The sequence below is a fragment of the uncultured Tenacibaculum sp. genome (assembly GCF_947494125.1).
Taxonomy (GTDB): domain Bacteria; phylum Bacteroidota; class Bacteroidia; order Flavobacteriales; family Flavobacteriaceae; genus Polaribacter.
The window spans coordinates 17,954-42,832 of the sequence record NZ_CANLTU010000010.1 but is presented as its reverse complement, the minus strand read 5'-3'; the positions used below and the strand labels follow the sequence as shown (position 1 = coordinate 42,832).

18 protein-coding genes and 1 pseudogene are annotated in these 24,879 nt (G+C 29.9%); 13 read left to right on the top strand and 6 right to left on the bottom strand.

Going from position 1 to position 24,879, the window contains the following annotated elements; all coding sequences use genetic code 11:
* The first annotated feature begins 295 nt into the window (after positions 1–295).
* Together Q0881_RS14200 and Q0881_RS14195 are read left to right on the top strand one after the other, a co-directional pair.
* Positions 296–517, top strand: coding sequence for a hypothetical protein (locus tag Q0881_RS14200; RefSeq protein WP_299161579.1), 222 nt, complete (start codon positions 296–298; stop codon positions 515–517).
* A 224-nt stretch (positions 518–741) separates the two neighbouring features.
* Positions 742–1,041 carry a S1 RNA-binding domain-containing protein gene (locus Q0881_RS14195; protein WP_299161577.1) on the top strand — a complete coding sequence of 100 codons (300 nt, stop codon included), beginning with the start codon at positions 742–744 and terminating at the stop codon, positions 1,039–1,041.
* A 529-nt stretch (positions 1,042–1,570) separates the two neighbouring features.
* Here the strand turns inward: Q0881_RS14195 and yidC are convergent.
* Positions 1,571–3,445 carry a membrane protein insertase YidC gene (gene yidC, locus Q0881_RS14190; RefSeq protein WP_299161575.1) on the bottom strand — a complete coding sequence of 625 codons (1,875 nt, stop codon included), beginning with the start codon at positions 3,443–3,445 and terminating at the stop codon, positions 1,571–1,573.
* A 190-nt stretch (positions 3,446–3,635) separates the two neighbouring features.
* Positions 3,636–5,249 carry a CTP synthase gene (locus tag Q0881_RS14185; RefSeq protein ID WP_299161573.1) on the bottom strand — a complete coding sequence of 538 codons (1,614 nt, stop codon included), beginning with the start codon at positions 5,247–5,249 and terminating at the stop codon, positions 3,636–3,638.
* A gap of 229 nt (positions 5,250–5,478) precedes the next feature.
* Here Q0881_RS14185 and rpmH point away from each other — a divergent pair, with 229 nt between their 5' ends.
* The 10 genes and pseudogenes from rpmH to Q0881_RS14140 all read left to right on the top strand — a co-directional run bounded on the left by rpmH (position 5,479) and on the right by Q0881_RS14140 (position 19,277).
* Positions 5,479–5,640, top strand: coding sequence for a 50S ribosomal protein L34 (rpmH, locus tag Q0881_RS14180; RefSeq protein ID WP_299161571.1), 162 nt, complete (start codon positions 5,479–5,481; stop codon positions 5,638–5,640).
* 107 nt (positions 5,641–5,747) lie between these two features.
* Complete coding sequence (carB, locus tag Q0881_RS14175; RefSeq protein ID WP_299161569.1) at positions 5,748–8,603, top strand: carbamoyl-phosphate synthase large subunit; 2,856 nt, start codon at positions 5,748–5,750, stop codon at positions 8,601–8,603.
* Positions 8,604–8,774: 171 nt separating this feature from the next.
* A complete protein-coding gene (locus Q0881_RS14170; RefSeq protein WP_299161567.1) occupies positions 8,775–9,683 on the top strand; it encodes a LytTR family DNA-binding domain-containing protein in 909 nt (302 codons plus the stop codon).
* Positions 9,684–9,843: 160 nt separating this feature from the next.
* Positions 9,844–10,488 (top strand): annotated as a pseudogene (locus Q0881_RS17885) (TonB-dependent receptor); the annotation flags it as partial.
* A 325-nt stretch (positions 10,489–10,813) separates the two neighbouring features.
* Complete coding sequence (locus Q0881_RS17880; protein WP_366139569.1) at positions 10,814–10,885, top strand: hypothetical protein; 72 nt, start codon at positions 10,814–10,816, stop codon at positions 10,883–10,885.
* 1,332 nt (positions 10,886–12,217) lie between these two features.
* Positions 12,218–13,045, top strand: coding sequence for a DUF4249 family protein (locus Q0881_RS14160; protein ID WP_299161563.1), 828 nt, complete (start codon positions 12,218–12,220; stop codon positions 13,043–13,045).
* A gap of 136 nt (positions 13,046–13,181) precedes the next feature.
* On the top strand, positions 13,182–13,637 hold the full coding sequence (locus Q0881_RS14155; RefSeq protein ID WP_299161561.1) for a MarR family transcriptional regulator: 456 nt from the start codon (positions 13,182–13,184) through the stop codon (positions 13,635–13,637).
* A gap of 10 nt (positions 13,638–13,647) precedes the next feature.
* Positions 13,648–14,778, top strand: a complete 1,131-nt coding sequence (locus tag Q0881_RS14150) for an efflux RND transporter periplasmic adaptor subunit (protein WP_299161559.1) — start codon at positions 13,648–13,650, stop codon at positions 14,776–14,778.
* A 3-nt stretch (positions 14,779–14,781) separates the two neighbouring features.
* Entirely contained in the window at positions 14,782–17,943 is a 3,162-nt protein-coding gene (locus Q0881_RS14145) for an efflux RND transporter permease subunit (RefSeq protein WP_299161556.1), read from the top strand.
* Between the two features lie 11 nt (positions 17,944–17,954).
* Positions 17,955–19,277 carry a TolC family protein gene (locus tag Q0881_RS14140; protein WP_299161554.1) on the top strand — a complete coding sequence of 441 codons (1,323 nt, stop codon included), beginning with the start codon at positions 17,955–17,957 and terminating at the stop codon, positions 19,275–19,277.
* A 37-nt stretch (positions 19,278–19,314) separates the two neighbouring features.
* Here Q0881_RS14140 and Q0881_RS14135 read toward each other — a convergent pair whose 3' ends face one another.
* On the bottom strand, positions 19,315–19,863 hold the full coding sequence (locus Q0881_RS14135; RefSeq protein ID WP_299161552.1) for an acyl-CoA thioesterase: 549 nt from the start codon (positions 19,861–19,863) through the stop codon (positions 19,315–19,317).
* Positions 19,853–20,239, bottom strand: coding sequence for a 6-phosphogluconate dehydrogenase (locus Q0881_RS14130; protein WP_299161550.1), 387 nt, complete (start codon positions 20,237–20,239; stop codon positions 19,853–19,855). Before Q0881_RS14130 ends, Q0881_RS14135 begins: the two co-directional genes overlap by 11 nt.
* A 115-nt stretch (positions 20,240–20,354) precedes the next feature.
* Here Q0881_RS14130 and Q0881_RS14125 point away from each other — a divergent pair, with 115 nt between their 5' ends.
* Positions 20,355–21,530 carry a GlmU family protein gene (locus Q0881_RS14125; RefSeq protein WP_299161548.1) on the top strand — a complete coding sequence of 392 codons (1,176 nt, stop codon included), beginning with the start codon at positions 20,355–20,357 and terminating at the stop codon, positions 21,528–21,530.
* 34 nt (positions 21,531–21,564) lie between these two features.
* On the opposite strand, the gene Q0881_RS14120 is transcribed toward Q0881_RS14125, so the two are convergent.
* Both Q0881_RS14120 and Q0881_RS14115 read right to left on the bottom strand, forming a co-directional pair.
* Positions 21,565–23,943 (bottom strand): TonB-dependent receptor plug domain-containing protein, encoded by a 2,379-nt coding sequence (locus Q0881_RS14120; RefSeq protein WP_299161546.1) that lies wholly within the window; start codon positions 23,941–23,943, stop codon positions 21,565–21,567.
* The gene (locus Q0881_RS14115; RefSeq protein ID WP_299161544.1) at positions 23,943–24,863 is read right to left on the bottom strand and encodes a FecR family protein; all 921 of its coding nucleotides are present in this window, start codon (positions 24,861–24,863) and stop codon (positions 23,943–23,945) included. The genes Q0881_RS14120 and Q0881_RS14115 overlap by 1 nt, the downstream gene beginning before the upstream one ends.
* Positions 24,864–24,879: the final 16 nt, after the last annotated feature.

The window sequence follows — 24,879 nt, the reverse complement described above, 5'->3', positions numbered from 1 at the left end:
TTTAATTAAGACCTATTAGACTGCGAAGTTCTTTAAAGGTTTAATCGAGTTTAGTTAAAGGAATGTTAAATAAAAGATTGTACAATATGAGTTCTTTGTGTACTATTGTATTAATTCGTGGTAGCACTATTTGCCAAACTAGCGGGAGCGGTAAGACTACTCGTTATAGTGGATTTGATACATTCACGAAGAAAATTAATAATGTTAAAAAATAAAAATAATTACAGGTAAGAGAATAACAAGAGCTAATCTTGGAAAAGTTCAAAACTTTTACTTTAGTTTTAAATAACGTAAAATGACAAAGTTAAAAATAGAATCATATATTCCATCATTTAATAGATTAGATTTTATTAAGTACATCTCGGAAAATACAGAGAATGGTTTAATAAGTTCAAAAAAAATACTAAATAAAATTATTGATGGAGAAGATGTTTTTTTTAATATTGAAGATTACGAATTAGAGTATTTTGTAAAAGAGTTAGAAATTTTAGGGGTATTTACTGCAATAGTCGATTAATTGGTTCTATTTTCACTAGAATTTCCGATTATTCTGACAGTTTTATTATTTTAAAAACTTCGCAACAAATTTTCAGGATGATTATACTATTTTAGAAATAAAAACATTAATTTTTTGAGTACTATTGTATTAATTTGTAGTAGCCACTAGTTAGAAACTAGCGGGGTCGAGGGGTTTTATATGTTGAATTTTAGTGAGTTTAATAAAATAAACTAGATTTTAGAATGATGAATAAGAGAACAATAGAAAATTGGGAAAAATTAAAATTTGAAATTCAAGTTGGTGATGTTCTTTATGGTGAAGTTTTTAAAGTTGAGCCTTATGGAGTGTATGTTGATATAAATAAAGATTTTTATGGAATAGTTTTAGTCCCTTATATAGGAGAGAAAAATATTAAACTAAATGACTACCCTGAAATTGGTGAGAAATTAAAGGTAAAAGTTATACATTTCTTTGACTTTAATGGAGTATTTACTTATGTTAGTCTTAGTATGAAAAAAACTGATTTTGATAAGATTATATAGAAGGAAGCTTTTACAGTTAGTAATATGCAGTTTAACAATTACCAATAATAAATATAATAGCTACCTTAATTTTAGTTAATTAAGGTAGTTTTTTCTTTCAGCGAAGTTCGCTGAAGGTTTTGTAAAGTTTTTATTGCGTCAGCGAAGCTCGCTGATGGTTTTGCAAAGTTTTTATTTGATCAGCGAAGTTCGCTGATGGTTTTGCAAAGTTTTTATTTGATCAGCGAAGTTCGCTGATGGTTTTGTAAAGTTTTTATTGGATCAGCGAAGCTCGCTGATGATATTAAATAGATTTTAGCTTTACTCCGTATGATTATGGAGTGTAAAAGAAAAAGAGACAAACTATGATATATATAAGAATAAAACGACCTAATTTATATAGGGGTAGTTTTTGTTTTTAAAAGCTTATATTTTTTTCTTAAGAAGAATTAGAAATGAGATTGCTTCGTACCTCGCAATGACATTATAAAAAAATAACCCCGTTTAAATTCAATTTAAACGGGGTTATTATAAAACTTAATAAGTTTGTTTATTTTTTACCTTTAGTACGTTGTTGCGCTGCTTGTTGCTCTTGAGCTTGTTTCATAGCTGTGTCTAAACGTTCACGGAACTTACTTTTTTTCTTTTCAGGACGTTTTTTATTCTCTTCAATTTTTGCATGAATCTTATCTTCATCAATTACATAGTTTTTAATAACCAACATAATTGCAATCGTTAATAAGTTAGAGATAAAATAGTATAAACTTAATCCACTCGCATAGTTATTAAAGAAGAATAACATCATAATAGGAGAGAAGTAAATCATATACTTCATCATTTTACCCATATCAGGCATTCCTTCTTGTGTAGGAGCTTGCATATTTGCTTGTTGACTTTGGTTCATTCTCATATAAAAGAAAATAGCAACAGAAGCTAATATTGGAAATAAACTTACGTGATCTCCATAAAAAGGAATCTTAAAAGGTAATTGAAATACTGTATCATAAGAAGATAAATCATTAGCCCATAAGAAGCTTTTTTGTCTAAAATCTATATTGGTAGGGAAAAACCTAAATAGCGCAAAGAATACAGGCATTTGTAGTAATGCGGGTATACAACCAGACATCATACTAACTCCTGCTTTTCGCTGAATTGCCATTGTTTCTTGCTGGCGTTTCATTGCATTTTCTTTTCCTGGATATTTTTCGTTTAAGGCAGTTAATTCAGGACGAATCACTTTCATCTTAGCACTAGATAAATACGATTTATAAAGTACAGGAGACATAATAATACGAACCACAATTGTCATTAAAATGATAATTAACCCGAAGTTACCAATAAATCCTTTTAACAAGTTAAAAACAGGATAGAAAATTGTACGGTTTAAGAAACCAAAAATTCCCCAACCAAGATCAGTAATTTCATCTAAGTTAGTTCCTTCATATGTACTTAATAAGTTATAATCTGTAGGTCCATAAAACCATTGCATATCATAATTTAATTCTCCATTAGTTAAAGCTAAAGGAGCTTTTATTCCGTATGTTTTTGTAAATACACTATCTTTTTCTTCCCCAGCAAAATCAACCGATTTTAAATTAGCATTATTAAAAGGAGTCTTAGAAGATAAGATAGAAGAGAAGAAATGTTGTTTATAAGCAACCCAATCTACATCACTTACAGCTTCATCATCGTTCATTTGTAAGTATTCAACTTCATCATCAGTTTTGTAATAATAGTATGAATACATGTTTTCGGTTTTTAAACTTTTTTCATGTCTAAAACCTTTTAAATTCCAATCTAAATTAATAGCCTGAGAACTATTAATAACGTTACTTAATCCTTGCGAACGAACAGCGAAACCAATACGGTAATCACCTTCTTTCATTTCATAACGATATTCTAAAAATTTATCTTCAGATACTTTTAATTTTAAAGAAAGTACTTGAGTATCTCCATTTTTAGTTAATGTAGGAGAAAACAATAAATCTTGAGTATTTAAAATACGATTGTCTGTAGTACCAAAATTAATATTAAAAGAAGCATTCTTATCCTTAATTAAATATAAAGGAAGCGAATCGTATGTTTTGAAATCTTTAATTAAAGCTTCAGTAATTTGACCACCTTTATTATCAATAGTTAATTTAACAAGTTTATTTTCTATAGTAGTGTTCCCTTCTTTGCTAGTAGAAGCACCATAAGCAAAAGCACCTAGTTTATTTTTTAAAGCAATTTGCTGTAACGAATCATTTAAGATTGGCGTTTCAGTTAAATTATTTTGAACAGTCGAAGCTTCAGAAGTTTGTTCTGTTTGAGTAGTTGTTTCAGGAGTAACTTCAGGCGTACGATTGCTCATCCACCACATTAAAATACCTCCTAATAAAATCATTCCTATAAAGGAATTAAAATCAAATTTTTTTTGTTCCATTGATTATGTGTTATAATGTCAACTTGTCATTTTTTGTTTTTCTGATAATTGAAAAACCCGACAAATGTAGTAAAACCCTATAGATTTTATGATGTTTTACTATGATTAATTTTGATAAGGGTGATAGTTCAAACAGTGTTCCAATTTGTTAGAAAAAAACCTGCAATTTTTTAATTGCAGGTTTTTAAATTTATTTTTTCGATTGTTGTAAAGCAGCTTTTATAAAACTTACAAATAAAGGATGTGGATTTAACACCGTACTTTTATATTCTGGGTGGTATTGTACACCAACAAACCAAGGATGTGTAGGAATTTCTATAATCTCTACCAATCCAGTTTTAGGGTTTACACCAGTTGCCTTCATTCCGGCAGATTCTAATTGCTCTTTATAGTCATTATTGTATTCGTATCTATGGCGATGACGCTCGCTAATTAATTTAGACTTATAAGCATCAAAGACTTTAGAGTCTTTAGTAATTTCACAATCCCAAGCACCTAAACGCATAGTACCACCTTTTTCGGTAACGTCTTTTTGTTCTTCCATTAAATTAATAACTGGATGAGCAGACTTTTCGTTCATTTCAGTAGAATTGGCTTCTTTTAAACCTAAAATATTTCGAGAGTATTCAATAACAGCCATTTGCATACCTAAACAAATACCTAAAAAAGGAATATTGTTTTCGCGTACATGCTGTACCGCTGCAATTTTACCTTCAATACCTCTATCACCAAATCCAGGGGCAACTAAAACACCATTTAAACCTTCCAGTTTACTTGCAGCATTCTCGGGAGTTAATTCTTCAGAGTGAATCCAACGAACTTTAACTTTAGCTTTGTTTGAAGCTCCAGCATGAATAAATGCTTCGGTAATTGATTTATACGAATCGTGTAATTCAACATATTTACCAACTAAACCAATTTCTATAGTAGCCGTTGGGTTTTTATGACGCTCTAAAAACTGATTCCAAGCTTTTAACTTAGGTTGTTTACGAGTAGATAAATTTAATTTATCTAAAACTACATAATCTAAACCTTGTTTAAACATTAAATTAGGAACATCGTAAATAGTTTCAGCATCTAAAGATTCTATTACATCTTGCTTTTTAACATTACAGAATAAAGCTAATTTACGCTTAATATTGTCATTAATTTCATGCTCAGAACGACATACTAGTATATTAGGGCTTACTCCACTTTGCATTAACATTTTTACAGAGTGTTGCGTTGGTTTTGTTTTTAGTTCACCAGCAGCAGCTAAATAAGGAACTAAAGTTAAGTGAATAACAATAGCATTGTCTTCTCCTAATTCCCATTGTAATTGACGTACAGCTTCTATATAAGGTAATGATTCAATATCACCAACAGTTCCTCCAATTTCAGTAATAACGATGTCATAGTCTCCTGTATTTCCTAAAATTTGAATTCTATGCTTTATTTCATCAGTTATATGAGGAATAACTTGTACGGTTTTTCCTAAAAACTCTCCTTTTCGTTCTTTATTTATTACAGATTGATAAATTTTACCTGTAGTAACATTATTAGCTTGTGATGTAGGAATGTTTAAAAAACGCTCATAATGACCCAAATCTAAGTCAGTTTCTGCGCCATCATCCGTAACATAACATTCTCCGTGTTCATACGGATTTAATGTTCCTGGGTCAATGTTTATATATGGGTCTAGCTTTTGTATAGTTACGGAATAACCTCTTTGTTGTAATAATTTAGCTAAAGAAGCAGCAATAATTCCTTTTCCTAGTGATGAAGTTACGCCTCCAGTTACAAAAACGTATTTAGTGTTGTTCATGGTATTATTAGGTTTGGGCAAAAGTAAGAAGTCTAGCAATTCGAACAAATAAAAAAGGTAAAAAACATGTATAAAAATTACTTATTTTTGCGAATGGAAATTTTTTTTCAAAAAAATAAAAATAGGATTTGTCAGACAAAAAAACTGTTGTATATTTGCCCACGCTTTTAGCAGACGGAATTTCAAAAAGCAACATATAATTTAAAGAAGATTTTTAAAAATATAAATAATGCCAAAAAGAACGTACCAACCATCGAAGAGAAAAAGAAGAAACAAACACGGTTTCCGAGAAAGAATGGCATCTGCTAATGGACGTAAAGTATTAGCTAGAAGAAGGGCTAAAGGAAGAAAGAGTTTATCTGTATCTTCAGCTCCAAGACCAAAGAAATAATGATTAACAATTGTTAATTAATTAAGGTGTTACTATTTTTTAGTAACACCTTTTTTTATACCCAAACAATTTTTATTTTTACCAACACAACACAACAAATCAACAAAATGCCTAAAAGACAAGACCTTAAATCTATTTTAATCATCGGTTCTGGCCCAATCGTTATTGGTCAGGCGTGTGAATTCGACTATTCTGGATCACAATCCTTACGATCTTTAAGAGAAGACGGAATTGAAACAATTTTAATCAATTCTAACCCTGCAACAATTATGACTGACCCATCAATGGCAGATCATATATACTTGTTGCCCCTAACTACAAAATCAATTATTCAAATTTTAAAGGAGCATCCACAAATTGATGCGGTTTTACCTACAATGGGAGGTCAAACAGCGTTAAATTTATGTATAGAAGCTGACGATAAAGGAATTTGGAAAGATTTTGGAGTAAAATTAATTGGTGTAGACATAGATGCAATTAATATTACTGAAGATAGAGAACAGTTTAGAGAATTGATGTTGAAAATAGATGTTCCAATGGCGCCACAAGCTACAGCGACATCATTTTTAAAAGGAAAAGAAATAGCACAAGAGTTTGGTTTTCCATTAGTAATTCGTTCTTCTTATACATTAGGTGGAGCTGGAGCTTCTATAGTATATGATCCAGAAGATTTTGATAAACTATTGAGAAGAGGTTTAGAAGCATCACCAATTCATGAGGTGATGATTGATAAAGCAATGATGGGGTGGAAAGAGTATGAATTAGAATTATTACGTGATAAAAACGACAACGTAGTAATTATTTGTTCTATTGAAAATATGGATCCTATGGGGATACATACAGGAGATTCGATTACCGTAGCACCAGCAATGACGCTTTCTGACAAAACATTTCAGAAAATGCGTGATTTGGCAATAAAAATGATGCGTTCTATTGGAGATTTTGAAGGGGGATGTAATGTGCAATTCGCAGTATCGCCAGATGAAAAAGAAGATATTATTGCAATTGAAATTAATCCACGTGTTTCACGTTCATCAGCGTTAGCATCAAAAGCAACAGGATATCCTATTGCAAAAGTAGCTACAAAATTAGCGATTGGTTATTCTTTAGATGAATTAGAAAACGGAATTACAAAATCTACGTCAGCATTATTTGAACCAACATTAGATTATGTAATCGTAAAAATTCCACGTTGGAATTTTGATAAATTCGAAGGATCAGATAGAACTTTAGGATTGCAAATGAAAGCAGTTGGTGAGGTAATGGGAATTGGACGTTCGTTCCAAGAAGCATTGCATAAAGCAACACAATCATTAGAAATTAAACGTAACGGTTTAGGAGCAGATGGTAAAGGCTATAAAGATTATAACCAAATTATAGAAAAATTAACCAATGCAAGTTGGGATAGAGTTTTTGCTATTTACGATGCTATAGCAATGGGGATTCCATTGAGTAAAATTTATGATATCACTAAAATAGATATGTGGTATTTAAAGCAATATGAAGAATTGTATCATTTAGAAAAAGAAATTTCTAAATATACAATCGATACTTTAGATAGAGATTTATTATTAGAAGCTAAGCAAAAAGGATATGGAGATCGTCAGATAGCTCATATGTTAGAGTGTTTAGAAAGTCAAGTTTATAAAAAACGTGAAGAGTTAAAAGTTAAGCGTGTTTATAAATTAGTAGATACTTGTGCGGCAGAGTTTAAAGCACAAACACCATATTATTATTCAACTTTTGAAAATGAAGTAGAAACTGTAGACGGAAATAAGTTGCCAGCAAATGAAAGTGTAGTTTCTGATAAGAAGAAAGTTATTGTTTTAGGTTCTGGTCCAAATAGAATTGGACAAGGAATTGAGTTTGATTATTGTTGTGTGCACGGAGTTTTGGCAGCAGCAGAATGTGGTTATGAAACAATTATGATTAACTGTAATCCAGAAACTGTTTCAACAGATTTTGATACAGCAGATAAATTATATTTCGAACCAGTTTTCTGGGAACATATTTATGATATAATTAAGCATGAAAATCCAGAAGGAGTAATTGTTCAGTTAGGTGGTCAAACTGCATTAAAACTAGCAGAGAAACTAACTAAATATGGAATTAAAATACTAGGAACTTCTTTTGAGGCTTTAGATTTAGCAGAAGATAGAGGAAGTTTTTCAGATTTATTAAAAAGAAATAAGATTCCTTATCCAGAATTTGGGATTGCAGAAACAGCAGATGAAGCATTAGCTTTAGCAGAAGAATTAGATTTTCCAATTTTAGTAAGACCTTCATATGTATTAGGAGGGCAAGGGATGAAGATTGTAATTAATAAAGAAGAATTAATAGAACATGTTGTTGATTTATTAAAAGGTATGCCTGGAAATAAATTATTATTAGATCATTATTTAGATGGTGCAATAGAGGCAGAAGCAGATGCAATTTGTGATGCAGATGGTAATGTTTATATCATTGGTATTATGGAACACATTGAGCCTTGCGGAGTGCATTCTGGAGATTCTAACGCTACTTTACCAGCCTTTAATTTAGGTAATTTGATTATGCAGCAAATTAAAGATCATACGTATACAATTGCAAGAGAGTTAAAAACGGTAGGCTTAATTAATGTTCAGTTTGCAATTAAAGATGATGTGGTGTATATTATTGAAGCAAATCCTAGAGCTTCTAGAACAGTTCCTTTTATTGCAAAAGCTTATGGAGAACCCTATGTAAATTATGCAACAAAAGTAATGTTAGGAGAGAATAAAGTAACTGATTTTGATTTTAATCCACAGTTAAAAGGATATGCAATTAAACAACCAGTATTCTCATTTAACAAATTCCCTAACGTAAATAAAAAATTAGGTCCAGAAATGAAATCAACTGGAGAAAGTATTTTATTTATTGACGATTTAAAAGACGATCAGTTTTATGATTTATATTCAAGACGTAAGATGTATTTGAGTAAATAAAGAATAAAAAGAATAAATACTAAAGAGGCGATTTTCATTATGAAAATCGCCTCTTTTTAATGGTAGCTACTTTTGTGGAGTTATATTATGTTTTGTATAAAAATATAAGAGTTTTATACTATTTTCAAATTGAAACTGTTTTAAATGTGATTAAACTTATAAAGTCAACTAATGAAAATAAGACAGTTTTTAGATATACCATTTCAGTTTTTTAATTCTCAGAAAGAAAAATGGTTCTATGCAACGAGCAGTACAATATTTTTGATGCTTTTTATAGTAATGTATCAACCTTTTGGGGTTTATGCAGAAATGAAAAATACTAGTTATAACATTGTAGAGCTTTTATTGCTTTTATTATTTTTTTCGAGTGTTATATTTTTAGTTTTGGCATTTAGTCAGTTTATTTTACGAAAGTTATTTTCTGCAGAAAATTATACCATAAAATATTTTTTAAAATGGTTTTTTATTGATGTATTATTAATAGTATTAGTTACTACTATTATTGATTATTTTGTATTTGAAGAAGACGTTATTACAATTGATAACATTCTAGAAGAGATGTTTTTATATTCTTTTTTAACGTATGTAGGCTTGTGTGTAGTGCTATTATATCCAGTAATGGGCATTTTAGTGTATACTTATTTAAAGCAGTTATTAAATGACAAAATAACATTAGAAAAAGATTTAAAAGTAGTAAAAAAGCACTATAAGATAGCTTCAGGAAATGATGATTTAATTAAGGTATTAGATGAGAATAATGTTTGTAAATTAACAATAGCCATCAATACAATTTATGCTATAGAGTCACAAAATCAATATATTTTAATAAAATATATAAAGAATGGTAGGCTTATAGAACAAAGTATAAGAACACGATTCTCAAAAATTTTAAATGAATTAAAAGAGTTTCCATCTTTAATTAAATGTCACCGTTCGTATGCAGTGAATTTGATGAATATTGAAAGTTTAAAATACTTAAATCAAAAGCCTAATTTAATATTAGGTGATTCAGAAATGATAAAAGTGCCCGTTTCAAAAACCTATTTAAAAGATGTGAAAACAAAAATTTCATTGTATTAAAAAAGACTAATTACCTTCTTTGTTCTTAAAGAAAAGTTAATCTGATACTTTTCACTCCTAAAATAAGTATTTCGCTCCAAGCCCAATAAAATAAGCAAATACATACTAGTTCTTCTCGTTATGTTTGATGATTTTAAACCAATAAAAAATTTAAACACGTATGAAGAAATTCATTTTTTATCTACTAATTTTCACATCTTTTCTAGGGTATTCTCAAGAAAAAATTACCATTAGCGGAACATTGAAATCCAAGACAAATGGAGAAACATTAACCGGGGCAACAATCCTTATAAAAGGAACCAATTTTGGGGTGTCAACAAACGAATATGGGTTTTATTCGTTAACAGTGCCCAAAGGAAAATATACATTGTTGATTTCTTATTTAGGATACACAACTGTTGAAAAAGAAGTAGCACTTAATACTAGTTTAAAACTCAGTTTTGAACTACAAGAAGATACATCACAGTTGGATGAAGTAGTTATTAATTCTGAAGGATTAAAGAAAACAAACTTACGAACACCACAAATGAGTGTAACTAAATTATCTACAAAAACAATTAAGAAAATTCCTGCAGTTATGGGAGAGGTAGATATAATCAAATCAATACAGCTTTTGCCAGGAGTAACAAATTCAGGAGAAGGAGCTTCAGGTTTTAATGTGCGAGGAGGTGCAGAAGATCAAAATTTAGTATTGTTAGATGAAGCAATAATTTACAATTCTTCGCATTTATTTGGGTTTTTCTCGGTGTTTAATAGTGATGCTATCAAAGATATAAAATTATATAAAGGAGGAATTCCTGCCCAATTTGGAGGACGCGTTTCCTCAGTGTTAGATATTCGTCAAAAAGAAGGAAATAGCAAGCGATTTGCACTTACGGGAGGTATTGGAGCAATATCAAGTAGGCTTACAGCCGAAGGGCCTACCTTTAAAGATAAAGGTTCGTTTTTGTTATCAGGGAGAGCATCCTATGCTCATTTATTTTTGAAATTAGCAAACAATAGTAATAGTGCTAGTTTTTATGACCTAAATTTTAAAACAAACTATAAGATTGATAATAAAAATAGATTGTTTTTATCAGGTTATTTAGGACAAGATGATTTTAGTTTAGCTAAAAGATTTTCTAATTCTTATGGGAATATCTCTGGTAATTTACGATGGAATCATATTTTTAATAATAAACTATTTTCAAACTTATCTGTAATTTATAGTAGGTACAATTATGCTTTAGCACTTGATATGCAAGGTTTAGATTGGAAATCGAATATTAATAACTATAATTTGAAATATGATGTTGGTTATTATGTAAACGATAAGATGAAATTTAATTTTGGTGCAAGTGGAATTTATTATCAATTCAATCCAGGGGAGTTAAACCCATTAAATGAAAGTTCAGGAATAAATCCTAGAAAATTAGATGATAAGCTTGCTTTTGAAGGTGGAGCATATGCAAGTTTAGAACATAAAATTACAGATAAGTTAACGTCAATGTATGGGGTGCGTTACAGTACTTTTTATCGTTTAGGAAGACAAACTTTAAATGAATATCAAAATAACTTACCTGTAGTGTATAACTCAGAGTTAGGCATTTATGAACGAGCGGATGCTGTAGGAGAAACAAATTTCTCAAGCGGAAAAACAGTAGCGTCTTTTGGAAACTTTGAGCCTCGTTTTGCTTTAGCATATCAGTTAAATAATAAATCTTCGTTCAAAGCAAGCTATAATCGTACAGCTCAGTATTTGCATTTAATTTCAAATACAACATCAGCTACACCTTTAGATGTATGGGCTCCGAGTGGTAAGTTTATAAAGCCACAAATTGCAAATCAATATGCATTAGGCTATTTCAGGAATTTTAAAAATAACATGTACTCATTGGAAACGGAGGTTTATTATAAAACTGTAAACAATAGAGTAGATTATATAGATGGAGCGGATTTAATAGCGCAAAATAATATAGAACGTGAGATTTTGACAGGTGAAATGCGATCTTATGGATTGGAAATGTTGTTAAGAAAAAATAAAGGAAGTTTTACAGGTTGGGTGTCTTATACTTTATCAAAAGCACAACAGCGTACTCCTGGAAATGCTTCAGGAGGTTTAGGAATAAATAACGGAAATTGGTATAATACAGCTTACGATAGAACGCATGATTTTTCATTTACAGGAAATTATGAGTTAAATGATAAATGGAGTTTTGGTTCAAATTTTATTTTCCAAACTGGAAGACCAGTAACGTACCCTAATGGACAGTTTAATTACCAAGGTTTGTCTATACCTACCTATGGAGAAAGAAATGCAAGTAGGTTACCAGCTTATCACCGTTTAGATGTTTCAGCTACATTAATACCTAAAAAAAATAAGAACAGAAAATGGAAAGGAGAGTGGGTCTTTAGTATTTATAATATTTATAATCGTAATAATGCAGCTTCAATTAGTTTCGGGCAAAACGCAACAACAGGAGCAAATGAAGCTACACAGACTACCATTTTTGGTATTATCCCTTCAGTAAGTTATAATTTTAAATTTTAAGAAAATGAAAAAGTTAATTATCAAATCAGTCGTAATCATTCTTATCATTAATTTGTTTTATGCTTGTTCGGAGGTAGTAAATGTGAGTGTTCCAAACGGTGGTAATCGTTTGGTGATAGAGGCATCTATTTTATGGGAAAAAGGAAGTTCGGGGGCAGATCAGACAGTTAAATTAAGTACATCAACCGAATATTTTTCAAATAAACCTAATGAACCAGTTCTAAATGCTCAAGTTCAAGTAACGAATTTAAATACAGGAGAAGTTTTTGTATTTATAAATCAAAATAATGGAGATTATACGATAAGTACATTCAATCCAATAATAAATAACGAATATGAATTAGAGGTGGTTTATAATGGAAAGACCTATAGGGCTACGGAGAGTTTAACTTCTGTTGTAGAAATTACAGACATAGAACAAGAGGCAATACCGTCGATTGGGGGAGATGATGAAATTAAACTAAAAATATATTTTGACGATCCAAAGGGTATTGCAAATTTTTATATTGGAGTATTTCAAGCATCAAATTTAGCAATTCCAGATTTAGAAACTTTAAAAGATGAATTTACCGATGGAAATCAAAACTTTATAGAGTATGAAGATGAGGAGTTGTTGAAAGGAGGAACAGTTACTTTAAGTCTCCAAGGTATTTCAAGAAGATACTATAATTACATAGATTTATTAATAGAGCAGCTAGGAGAGGGAGGGCCATTTCAAACCACACCGGCTCGTTTAAAAGGAAATTGTATTAATATAAATGATAGTAATGAAGAGGTCTTTGGATATTTTAGATTGAGTGAAATAGTAAATGATATTTATACGATTAATTAAAAAATGATAAGTAGCCCGAAGAGACAATAAATCTTCGGGTTTTTTATGCTTTATTTTTAACAGAATCTTAACTTGTTGTATATGCAACTAAATTAATCTTTTAATTTAATTTTGTATCTAATTAAGAAGATTGAATATGGCTTTAGAAAATACATTAGCCCCTTGGTTAGGAAAAACAATGAAAATGATAGACAATCATATTCAAGATGTTTTTTATGAAATGAATATTAATTTAACTAAAATACAATGGGTGCTTTTAAAAAAGTTGAACGAAAAGAATGGAGTGCCACAACAAGAACTTGCTTTTTTAACAGGTAGAGACAAGACTTCTTTAACTAGATTAATAAATACAATGGAGAAGAAAAGCTTAGTAGCTAGAATTCCATCAAAGTCAGATAGAAGAATAAATCACATTCATCTAACTAAAAAAGGAGCCCAGTTATTTAAAGAAACGTTGCCAGTAATGGAAAGTTTTGCGAAGTCTTTACAAGAAAATATTTCAGAGAAAGAGATTGCAACAACAATTAATGTAATAAAAAAAGTACAAGAAAATTTAATACAAAAATCAGCTAAAAGTTGTATCAGCAACTAAAATATATAACATGAGGAAAATAATTATTGTAGCAGCAGGGGTAGTGGTACTTGGAATTTCATTTTTAGTATCTAATTATTTAAAAAACAGTAAAAAAATACCGAAACAAAAAGTAACGAGAGTAGAGAAAACTGTTTTTGTAAAAGAAGTTAAAAATGAAGAGGTAGCAATTAGTATTTCGGCAAATGGAAACTTAGTAGCTAAAAATAAAGTAGATATTTATTCGGAAGTACAAGGGGTTTTACTAGCTACAGGGAAAGATTTTAGAGTAGGAGTATCGTATAAAAAAGGGCAAACACTTTTAAGAATTAATAATCAAGAATTCTATGCATCTATCCAATCACAAAGAAGCTCATTACAAAACTTAATAGCTTCAATTATGCCAGATTTGCGTTTGGATTATCCAGACTCTTTTGACAGCTGGAGTGCTTATTTGAAAAATTTTGATATTAATAAAACAGTGCAACCGCTTCCTAGTCCAAAATCAGATAAAGAGAAATATTTTATAACAGGAAGAAACATATATACAACGTATTATACTATAAAAAACCTAGAAACTAGGTTAGGAAAATATAATATTAAAACGCCATTTAATGGCATTTTAACAGAAGCTTTAGTAACAAATGGAACTTTGGTAAGATCTGGTCAAAAAATGGGAGAATTTATAGATACTTCAGTATTTGAGTTGGCATTATCAGTAAATGGAGGGCTTGTAGATATTTTAGAAGTAGGGAAAACTGTTGAACTTCATAATTTAGAGAAAACTAAAGCATGGTCAGGAAAAGTATCTAGAATTAATGGAAAGATAGATCAAACATCACAAACAGTTCAGGTGTTTATTGAAGTAAGAGGGAAAGATTTGAGAGAAGGCATGTACTTAGAAGCTAATGTACCAGTAAAAGCAGAAAAAGAAGCTATAGAAGTAAATAGAAAATTATTAGTTGAAAATAAATCACTTTACATAGTAAATAATAATGCTTTGGATTTGATAGAAATAGATCCAGTTCATTTTAATGAAAGTACAGTGGTGGTAAAAGGTTTAAGAAATGGAATGCAATTAGTGAATAAACCTGTAGCAGGAGCTTATGCAGGCATGCCAGTTAAAATATTTTCTGAAGCTCAAAACACGACAAAAAAATAAGATATGAAAAAAGTAATAGCATATTTTATAAAATATCCAGTAGCGGTAAATATAATTATTATAGCTTTTGTAATATTAGGATATTTTGGATTCTCTTCGTTAAAATCTTCTTTTTTTCCTTTAACAGAAGCTAAGTTTATTAGTATAAATGTAGCATATCCAGGAGCATCTCCACAAGAAATGGAAGAAGGGGTTGTTTTAAAAATAGAAGACAATTTAAAAGGACTAGTTGGAGTTGATAGAGTGACATCAACATCATCAGAAAATGCGGCTAGTATTACTGTTGAAAAGCTAAAAGGTTATGATATTAACGTAGTCTTGGCAGATGTTAAAAATGCAGTAGACAAAGTTCCTAACTTTCCAACAGGAATGGAACCAGCGGTAGTAGCAAAAATCGAAAATATTGCAGAAACCATAAGTTTTGTTGTAACAGGAGATAAAATACCTCTTAAGTCGTTAAAAAATATAGCAAGAGATATTGAAAATGATATTAGAAGAATAGATGGGGTTTCACAAATTTCAGTTTCAGGATATCCAGCAGAAGAAATAGAGATAGCAGTTAGAGAGAATGATTTATTAGCGTATGATTTAACATTCAATCAAGTAGCAAATGCAGTATCTACGGCAAATATTTTAACAACAGGAGGTTCAGTAAAAACAGAAGCAGAAGAATATTTAATACGAGCAAATAATCGTTCGTATTATGGAGATGAGTTAGACAATTTAGTTGTAAAAGCGGATGCTTCGGGAAGAATAATTAGACTAAAAGATGTTGCAACAGTAAAAGATATTTGGAATGAAACACCAAATAGAAATTTCTATAATGGGAATTTAGCAGTACGAATGCAAGTGAGTAATACTAATAGTGAAGATTTACTTACATCAGCAGAGAAAATAAACGAATACATAGAGAAGTTTAATACAGAACACGATAATGTTAAAATAGAAATAACAAGAGATTCATCTATTACTTTAAATCAACGTACCGAATTATTGTTTAAAAATGCATGGCAAGGAATGTTATTAGTTATGTTATTTTTATCATTATTCTTACGTCCAAGGTTAGCGTTTTGGGTAGCAGCAGGTTTACCGGTAGCATTTTTTGGAATGTTCATGTTAGCAGGGTATTTTAATATTACAATTAACGTATTATCGTTGTTTGGAATGATTATCGTAATAGGTATTCTAGTTGATGATGGAATTGTAATTTCAGAAAATATTTATCATCATTACGAAAAAGGAAAGAATCCTATTAGAGCAGCAATAGATGGTACAATGGAAGTAGTTCCGCCAATTATATCGGCAATTACGACTACGGTATTGGCATTTTCAATGTTTTTCTTTTTAGATGGAAATATAGGAGAGTTTTTTGGAGAGGTCGCAACAGTTGTGGCGTTAACATTAATACTTTCTTTAGTAGAGGCTTTAATTATCTTACCTGCACACGTAGCACATTCAAAAGCATTACATAGAGATCAGAAATTATATGCATTTAATAAATATGCAGAAGATTTTATGGATTTTATGCGCGATAAATTATATGCTCCAGCATTAAGATTTGTATTAGAAAACAAGTTTTTTGGTTTAGTTATTCCTATAGCATTATTAATGTTAACAATTGGAGCTTTTCAAGGAGGAATCATAAAAGGAACTTTCTTCCCATCAATAGCTAGTGATAGGGTTTCTATTAATTTAACAATGCCACAAGGAACGAATGAGCAAATTACTGATAGTATTATTTCTGTAATTGAAACAAAAGCTTGGACAGTAGAAAAGGAGTTTACAGCAAAATATGGAGTAGAGGGAGAGCCTGTGGTAGAAAACATTTTAAAGCAAATTGGACCAGGGACGGCAAAAGCATCTTTACGAATTAATTTATTACCAGGAGAAACTAGAACATTTGGTTCGAGAGAAATTACGAATGCAATACGACAAAAGGTAGGGGCAATCTATGGAGTAGAAGCCTTAACTTTTGGCTCAGGCGGTAATTTTGGAGGAAGTCCAGTGTCAGTTTCGTTATTGAGTAATAATATAACAGAATTAAAAGCGGCAAAAACAGAATTAAAAGCAGAATTAAATAAAAACCAAGATTTAAAAGACATTACTGATAATGATCCACAAGGAATAAAAGAAATAAAAATACAATTAAAAGAGAATGCTTATTTATTAGGACTGAATTTAAATGAAGTAATGTCCCAAATAAGAAGTGGATTTTTTGGAAGACAAGCACAGCGTTTTCAAAGAGGGCAAGATGAAATAAAAGTATGGGTTAGGTATAATAAAAATGAACGATCATCAATTAAAAATTTAGATGATATGCGAATTGTAACACCTACAGGAAGTAGGATCCCTTTTTCAGAAATAGCTAGTTATGAAATAGAACGAGGAGAAATATCGATAAGTCACTTAGATGGACAAAGAGAAATAAAAGTAGATGCAGATTTGAAAAATGCACAAGGAAGTGCTACGGATATTCTAGCAGATGTTCAAACGAGAATTATGCCAGAAATTACAGCAAAAAATCCATCAGTAACAGCGTTGTATGAAGGGCAAAATAGAGAGGCTTCAAAAGTTTCAAGTTCAGCAGCAGTAGTAGGACCGGTAATTCTATTATTAATTTACATAGTTATTGTATTTACATTTAGATCATATGGACAGCCATTTATGTTGTTAATTATGGTACCATTTAGTTTAATAGGTGTTGCTTGGGGGCATTGGTTTCATGGGTTTGCCGTAAATATTCTATCACTTTTAGGAATTATTGCCTTGATAGGAATAATGGTAAATGATGGATTGGTACTCATAAGTAAATTCAATAGTTATCTAAAAGAAGGAATGGAATATGAGGAAGCATTGTTTGCTGCAGGGAAATCAAGATTTAGAGCAATATTTTTAACAACAATTACTACAGTAGCTGGATTGGCACCTTTAATTTTTGAAACGAGTAGACAAGCTCAGTTTTTAATACCAATGGCAATATCAATTGCATATGGAATTATGATAGCTACATTTTTAACGCTTTTAACGCTGCCAGTGTTATTATCTATATCAAACTACTCGAAAGTATATACAAAGTGGTTATGGGAAGGAAAAAAGCCTGCAAGAGAAGAAGTAGAGAGAGCTATAAAAGAGTTAGAAGCAGAAAATGAAGAATTAAAAGAGTAAAAGAAAAGAAAATGAGAAAATCACAATTAATTATAGGATTTCTATTTGTAAGTATTTCTTTTTATGCACAAGAAGTATTAACGAAAGAAAAAGCTGTTGAAATTACTCTAAAAAATAACTACGATATAAGAGTTACAAAGAATAATTTAGAAACGGCTAAAAACAATAAGAGTATCTATAATACCGGATACTTGCCAACTGTAACTGGAAATGCTGGCGCAAACTACAGTAATAATAATACAGATAGTGAGTTTCAAGACGGAACTATAAATTCAGTTACAGGAGCAGAATCTAAATCATATAATGCTTCTATAGGATTAAATTATACCATTTTTAATGGGTTTAATAGACAGAATACTTTTAAGCGATTAAAAGAAGCGTATAATTTAACAGAACTACAAGCACGTCAAGTGATGGAAAATACGCTGACAACATTATTTTTAGCGTATTATGAAGTAGGGAGACTAACAGAAAATAAAGTAACACAAAAAGAAACTTTAGAAATTTCTAAAAAACGTTTGAAGAGAGCTAATTATAATTTTGATTATGGACAGAATACTAAGTTAGAAGTGTTAAATGCAGAAGTTGATGTAAATAATGATAGTATACGGTATATAGATATAAATAGACAATTAGCAAATGCAAAAAGAGATTTAAATGTAGTACTTGGAAGAGGAGTAAACACTCAAGTAAATGTTAACACTGAGGTTACTTATGCAATTGATTTAAATTTAATAGATGTTTTACAAAAGGCAAAATCAAACAATGCTAATATTTTACAAGCGAAAAAGAATATTGAATTAAGACAATTAGATGTAAAAATTAATAAAGCAGGTTGGATGCCAAATGTAGGTTTAACAAGCTCGTATGCTTGGAGTAAAAGTAATAACGATGCAACGAATGCATTCAGTCCAATATCTAATACTCAAACAGGGCTAAATGCTGGAGTAAACTTGTCTTGGAATATATTTGATGGAGGAAGGACAAAAACGAATGTAGCCAATGCTAAAATAGCTTTAGAAACTCAAGAAATTCAAAAATTACAACAGGAAGAACAATTAGAAAGAGATGTAAATAATGCTTGGGAAACATATCAAAATGCATTGTTTTCGTTACAAGCACAAGAAAAAAATGTAACAACGAATAAACGTAACTTTGAGCGTACTAATGAACGATATAAGTTAGGGCAAATTACTTCGATAGATTTTCGTCAAGCACAAATTAATTTAATTAATGCAGAATTAAGTGTGAGTAGTGCAAAATACACAGCTAAAAATGCCGAATTACAATTATTACAGTTAGCAGGAATGTTGTTAGATAATAAAAACTTTTAAACTTGAATAAAAAAACCGAAGCCAAGCTTCGGTTTTTTTATAATTTAATTTTTACATTATAACCTTCTAATTCTTTAATATAATTGTGAGGAACAAAATCTTCACTGTCAAATTCATCTTGACGCTTTTTTTTCATTTCTATTCGTTTCACAGCTTTTAAAAAACGACTTACTTCAATATCGCTATTAACAATTAAACCAGGAACAGAAACACTATTACCATCTTCATCTTTTGCTACCATAGTAAAATATGACGAATTACAATGTTTTTTTATACCAGTACGAATATTTTCAGCTTCAACACGAACACCAACTACCATAGAGGTTTTTCCTACATAGTTTATAGATGCTTGCATAGTAACTAATTCGCCAACTTCAATAGGGTTTAAAAAATCTACAGTATCTACTGAAGCAGTAACACAATACTGTCCAGAATGTTTTGCAGCACAAGCAAAAGCTATTTGATCCAATAAAGATAAAATATAACCACCATGAATTTTACCGCTAAAATTAGCATGTGAAGGCAACATTAATTCAGAAATAGTAATACGAGTATCTTCTACTCGTTTATGAGTTTTATTGTTCATCTTTTGGTTTTATACCTCTAAAATGTGGAGAAACTTCTTCTTCTACTTTGGTTATAAAATATTTAGTATCACCTAACCAAAAGAAAGTTCCAAAACGTTCTTTGTATGTTACTTTTACATAACGACCTTGAAATTTCTGTAAGTTACTAATTACATTAGTTTCTTTATCTTCTACAGAAAAGGCGAATATTTGAGCTCCAGAAATTCCTTGGCTAATTTCTCCTTCCCAAGTTTTTACAAATACACCTTTGTGACTTATTTTTATTAATTCGCCAGAACGAACACCTTCACTATAAGGAACATAGTAAATAAAAGCATAGTAAAGTCCTGCAATTAATATAATAACACCAATAATTAAGGCTAAAATCTTTTTCATTGTTTAAAAATTAAAAACCAATTTGGTTTTGTTAGAGCAAAAGTAATATTAAAATTTAGACTTAGAAAATCAAAGGAAAGTAGTAAGTTTGTGTATCTTCAAAAAAGAAATACAAATGAATTATATTTTATTTGATGGTGATGTGCGTACAGCATTGTTACCATTTACGTATACTAAGCCTGTTGCAGATATCAGAGTAGGTATTTTAACAATTAGAGAAAAGTGGGAAAAATTTTTAGGGTTAACCACAACAACCGTTACAGAAGAATATTTAGAAGAAAAATATCCAATGGTAGAAATGGAAGAAAATGTGCTGTTAAATGCTTCTTTTCTGCCTAGTAAGCCATTAATTGAAATGGTTAAAGGTTTATCAGAGAATCAAGCTATTTTTAAAGGAGATGATGTTATTGCTTTTTATACAGTAAATACACAAGAAGAGGTAGATTTTTCTAGCTATGAACAAATTGAGTTTGAAGATGATATCATACAAATAAAAAACACTTGGGATATCTTTTCTTTAAATGATATAGCAATCCGAGCTGATTTTGATTTGATTACAGAAGGAAGACAATCGGAACCAATACCAGAAACCGTTAGTTGTATTAATAGAGCAGATATTTTTGTAGAAAAAGGAGCGAAATTAACATATGCAATTTTAAATGCTTCTACAGGACCAATATACATAGGGAAAGATGCAGAAATAATGGAAGGAGTAGTTGTAAGAGGAGCTTTAGCTATGTGTGAAAAATCAGTATTAAAATTAGGAGCAAAAATTTATGGAGCAACGACTCTTGGACCACATTGTAAAGTAGGAGGAGAGGTGAATAATTCTGTTTTAATGGGGTATTCTAACAAAGGGCATGATGGCTTTTTAGGGAACTCAGTACTAGGTGAGTGGTGTAACCTAGGAGCAGATACTAATAATTCTAACCTTAAAAATAATTATGCTGAGGTAAAATTATGGAACTATGAAACAGGAAGGTTTGCTAAAACTGGACTGCAGTTTTGTGGTTTAATGATGGGAGATCATTCTAAGTGTGGTATTAATACTATGTTTAATACAGGAACAGTTATAGGAGTATCTGCTAATATATTTGGAAGTGGTTTTCCGAGAAACTTTGTGCCGTCATATAGTTGGGGTGGAGCGTCTGGATTTACAGAATATAAAACAAATAAAGTATTTGAAGTAGCTGAGGTGGTAATGAAAAGAAGAAATATAGAATTTGATGAAAAAGAAAAGAAAATTCTAGAGTATGTTTTTGAAGAAACAAAAAAATATAGAAATTATTAAAAATATTAACCTCACTTATTAGTGAGGTTTTTTATTAGAAACGTATTCTGAACACTAAATTAGGCGTAGTACCTAATGAAACCTTATCAATTTGACCTAGTTGATAAACGATTGTATTGTTATTGTTGTCTATTGTAGGTACAGATGTAAATGTTCTTCTTAAAATATTTTTTTGGTTGTACATATTTAAGATAGAAAATCCAAGTTTGCCTTTCCACCTTTTAGAAAAATTAAAAGAATAGGTAATAGAACCATCTAAACGATGGTATTTAGGTAAACGTTTAGCGTTAATATTATCTGTATCTAGTATTATTGTTGGGGATCCTGTATCAGGATGAATTCTAAATTCTTTAACAGCAGTATAAGGGTTACCTGTTCTATGTTTCCATCCAAGTGAAACTTCAAAATTATTAAATTTAAATGCGTGTGACCAAGAAAAATAATTGGTAATGTCATGATTTGCAGGGAAAAATCTATTTTCTAAATCAATAAACTTAAAATTGTTTTTTGAGTAAGAATAATTAACCCACGTTCTATAATTACCAATTCTTTTATTAATAAGAAGGTCAATCCCAAAAACTTCACCTTTACCTCTAGAAAAATCAGTAGTCTGGTCATTATAACCTCTAGTTTGGGAGGTCATACCACTTACATACTTTAGGTACGGTTCTATGTCAATTTTCCATTTATCTTTATTAAAAACGGCACCAGTTGAAAATTGAAAACTTTTTTGAAGAGGTATGTTATTGTCATTCACTTGTGCCCAAACTTGATTTTCTAAATCAAAGCCTAAACTTGAAGTTTGAAATTCTATAATCTGACCAAGTGTTTGGTGTTTCTGTTCTAATGAAGTTTTAAAACTGAAATTTTCATTTATTTTTTTCTCTACATATAACCTAGGTTCTAGGACAGTCTTATTAATTTTATCGAAATAATTTAATCTCAAGCCAGAGTTTATTCTCCAGTTATTGTTATCAAATAAATACTCAGTAAAAAAAGAATGTGTATTATTAGTTCCCGAATCTTCTTGTATAGAATTTATTACGTTGTTGTTATTAACATCAACTTTATAATTTAGTTTATATTGAGTTTCATTAGAAAGAAAATCATAACCAAAAAGAAAATTTGTTTTAGTGTTAATTTTGTAATTTAAATTATAAGAAAGCCCTAAATCTCTTACAGAATTATTTTTTATTGAATGTTGAATTAAATAATTGTCTATATAATTGTAATTACCATTGTAATCTAGTTTAAAATTAGAATAATAAGCTTTTAGATTTTGAGTAAGTTTACTACTAAGCTCTTTATTCCATAAAATACTAAGACCTCTGTTTGTAATGTTTAATTTGTCTTCATAATTATCTTTATAAACAGGAATATTAAAATTATTAATTAATTTATTTTTTGTAAATAAAAAATTAAAGGACAAAGATTCTTTTTCAGAAGGTACAATTGTCAGTTTAGCAGTATAATCAGCAAAATAAAAGCGATTATCTCTTTTAAAAAGAATACTTTTATTAATTATTCTTCTTTCTTGATTAGCGTCAAATGTTTGAAATACACGATTAGAAAGTTTATTAAAAGTAAAAGTATTAAGAATATCTGTAAAAGAACGTCTAAAAGAAGTGGTAAAAGCTACTTTTTTAGAAAAAGGAATTCTAATGTATGCATCAAAATGTGTCATATTAAAACCAAAACCCCCAGTAGTTTTTTCAGGAATATCTTCATGAGTTTTAATATCTATTACCCCAGATACTTTATTACCATATCTAGCTTGAGTACCGCTTTTGGATAAGGTTATTTTTTTGGCGGTATAAGGGTTAAAAGCTGAAAGCATACCAAAGAAATGTCCAGAATAATACATTTTTATACCATCCCAAAAAATTAAATTTTGATCTGGAGTTCCACCTCTAATATAAATGCCAGAAGCTGTTTCATTAGGACTCTGTACACCAGGTATTATTTTTAAACTTTCTAAGACGTCAGGCTCTGTTAAACCAGGTAATACACCTAATTGTTCTGGTAAGATAGATATTGTTCCATCTTTATTCTTATTTATACCAGAAGTAACGTAATTACTAATTTGAACTTCTTTTAATAAATTATAATTACGAAGATTTATAGGTTTATTGATGGAAATAAAAAAATAACGTTCATTTATACGATTAAACTTTAGAGAAACTTGGGTTTCAATTTCATTAAGTATTTCATTTAAAAGGCATTTCTTTTTATTGAAAGTAAAGAATAAATCTTTAGTGATATCTGAGTCAAAAGAAAATTTCACCTTAAAATTAGACTCTGTTTGTTGTAAAACGTCTAATAAAGGTGTGTTTAAAAAAACAATGTCTATTTTTTCTTGAGAAAAAATAGACATTGTTAAGCACATAAAAAGTATACTTAATTTTTGCTTCATTAATTATATGTCAATATAACTGAACTATTTTTTGCTAAAGTAAAAGAAATTTTCATTGGAGCAAAAACTGTTTTTAAAGCAATGTTAATATTGTCATGTGTAAATGTACCTGTAAATCGTTTATTAACGTCAATATTAGTTGCGTCAAATTTAATTTTATATTGTTTTTCAAGAGCTGTAATAACTTGACTTATGGGAGTGTTTTTAAAACTACTCTCACCATTTATCCAAGAAGGAGAATCTTGATTAAAATTCCAACTCTCACTTTCATTATTGTATATTCTATGAGCCTTTCCTTTTGTTAAAATAATTTCACTATTATTACTTGGAGTAACTTTAACTTTTCCTTCAAAACATTGAATTTCAAAAAAGTTATTTGAAGAGTTAACTGTAAATTTTGTTCCTAAAACTGTAACATTACCTTGTGTTGTGTTTACAGTAAATGACTTTCCTTTTTCAACTTCAAAGTAAGCCTTTCCACTTAATAATAAATTTCTATTAGTATCCCATTCTCCTTCTAGGTATTCTAGTTTTGAACTTGGAGAAAGATAAACTTTAGAATTATCAGGTAATGTTATGGTTATTTGTTCTCCATAACTTGTAGAAAAACTAGTTGTTTTATCATTATTAAAATAAAAAAAACTCACAATCAAAGCTATAGATGCAACAGCTCCATATAACCACGTAGGAATTAATTTTACAACTTTGTTAGATTTCTTTTTTTCTAATGTTTCCCCCATTATTTTATTAAAAACAGCAGATTTATTAAAATCAGGTGCTTTTAATTGCTGAGAAGCATCATTTATTGCTTTAAAATGATGATAATCTTCAGAGCTTTGAAATTTAGCTAACTCTTCTTGGGTCAATTCATTTGCCACCCATCGAGCTAAAAAAGTTTCATTTGTATATTCTTGTTTCATTTTCTGGTATTCTTGC

What these genes read in the sequence shown, in the direction of transcription:
- Q0881_RS14115 (WP_299161544.1), bottom strand. Translation starts at nt 24,863, where the DNA reads ATGAAACAAGAATATACAAATGAAACTTTTTTAGCTCGATGGGTGGCA.
- Q0881_RS14145 (WP_299161556.1), top strand. Translation starts at nt 14,782, where the DNA reads ATGAAAAAAGTAATAGCATATTTTATAAAATATCCAGTAGCGGTAAAT.
- Q0881_RS14130 (WP_299161550.1), bottom strand. Translation starts at nt 20,239, where the DNA reads ATGAAAAAGATTTTAGCCTTAATTATTGGTGTTATTATATTAATTGCA.
- Q0881_RS14170 (WP_299161567.1), top strand. Translation starts at nt 8,775, where the DNA reads ATGAAAATAAGACAGTTTTTAGATATACCATTTCAGTTTTTTAATTCT.
- Q0881_RS14185 (WP_299161573.1), bottom strand. Translation starts at nt 5,249, where the DNA reads ATGAACAACACTAAATACGTTTTTGTAACTGGAGGCGTAACTTCATCA.
- Q0881_RS14160 (WP_299161563.1), top strand. Translation starts at nt 12,218, where the DNA reads ATGAAAAAGTTAATTATCAAATCAGTCGTAATCATTCTTATCATTAAT.
- yidC (WP_299161575.1), bottom strand. Translation starts at nt 3,445, where the DNA reads ATGGAACAAAAAAAATTTGATTTTAATTCCTTTATAGGAATGATTTTA.
- Q0881_RS14120 (WP_299161546.1), bottom strand. Translation starts at nt 23,943, where the DNA reads ATGAAGCAAAAATTAAGTATACTTTTTATGTGCTTAACAATGTCTATT.
- rpmH (WP_299161571.1), top strand. Translation starts at nt 5,479, where the DNA reads ATGCCAAAAAGAACGTACCAACCATCGAAGAGAAAAAGAAGAAACAAA.
- Q0881_RS14125 (WP_299161548.1), top strand. Translation starts at nt 20,355, where the DNA reads ATGAATTATATTTTATTTGATGGTGATGTGCGTACAGCATTGTTACCA.
- Q0881_RS14135 (WP_299161552.1), bottom strand. Translation starts at nt 19,863, where the DNA reads ATGAACAATAAAACTCATAAACGAGTAGAAGATACTCGTATTACTATT.
- Q0881_RS14200 (WP_299161579.1), top strand. Translation starts at nt 296, where the DNA reads ATGACAAAGTTAAAAATAGAATCATATATTCCATCATTTAATAGATTA.
- Q0881_RS14155 (WP_299161561.1), top strand. Translation starts at nt 13,182, where the DNA reads ATGGCTTTAGAAAATACATTAGCCCCTTGGTTAGGAAAAACAATGAAA.
- Q0881_RS14195 (WP_299161577.1), top strand. Translation starts at nt 742, where the DNA reads ATGATGAATAAGAGAACAATAGAAAATTGGGAAAAATTAAAATTTGAA.
- carB (WP_299161569.1), top strand. Translation starts at nt 5,748, where the DNA reads ATGCCTAAAAGACAAGACCTTAAATCTATTTTAATCATCGGTTCTGGC.
- Q0881_RS14140 (WP_299161554.1), top strand. Translation starts at nt 17,955, where the DNA reads ATGAGAAAATCACAATTAATTATAGGATTTCTATTTGTAAGTATTTCT.
- Q0881_RS14150 (WP_299161559.1), top strand. Translation starts at nt 13,648, where the DNA reads ATGAGGAAAATAATTATTGTAGCAGCAGGGGTAGTGGTACTTGGAATT.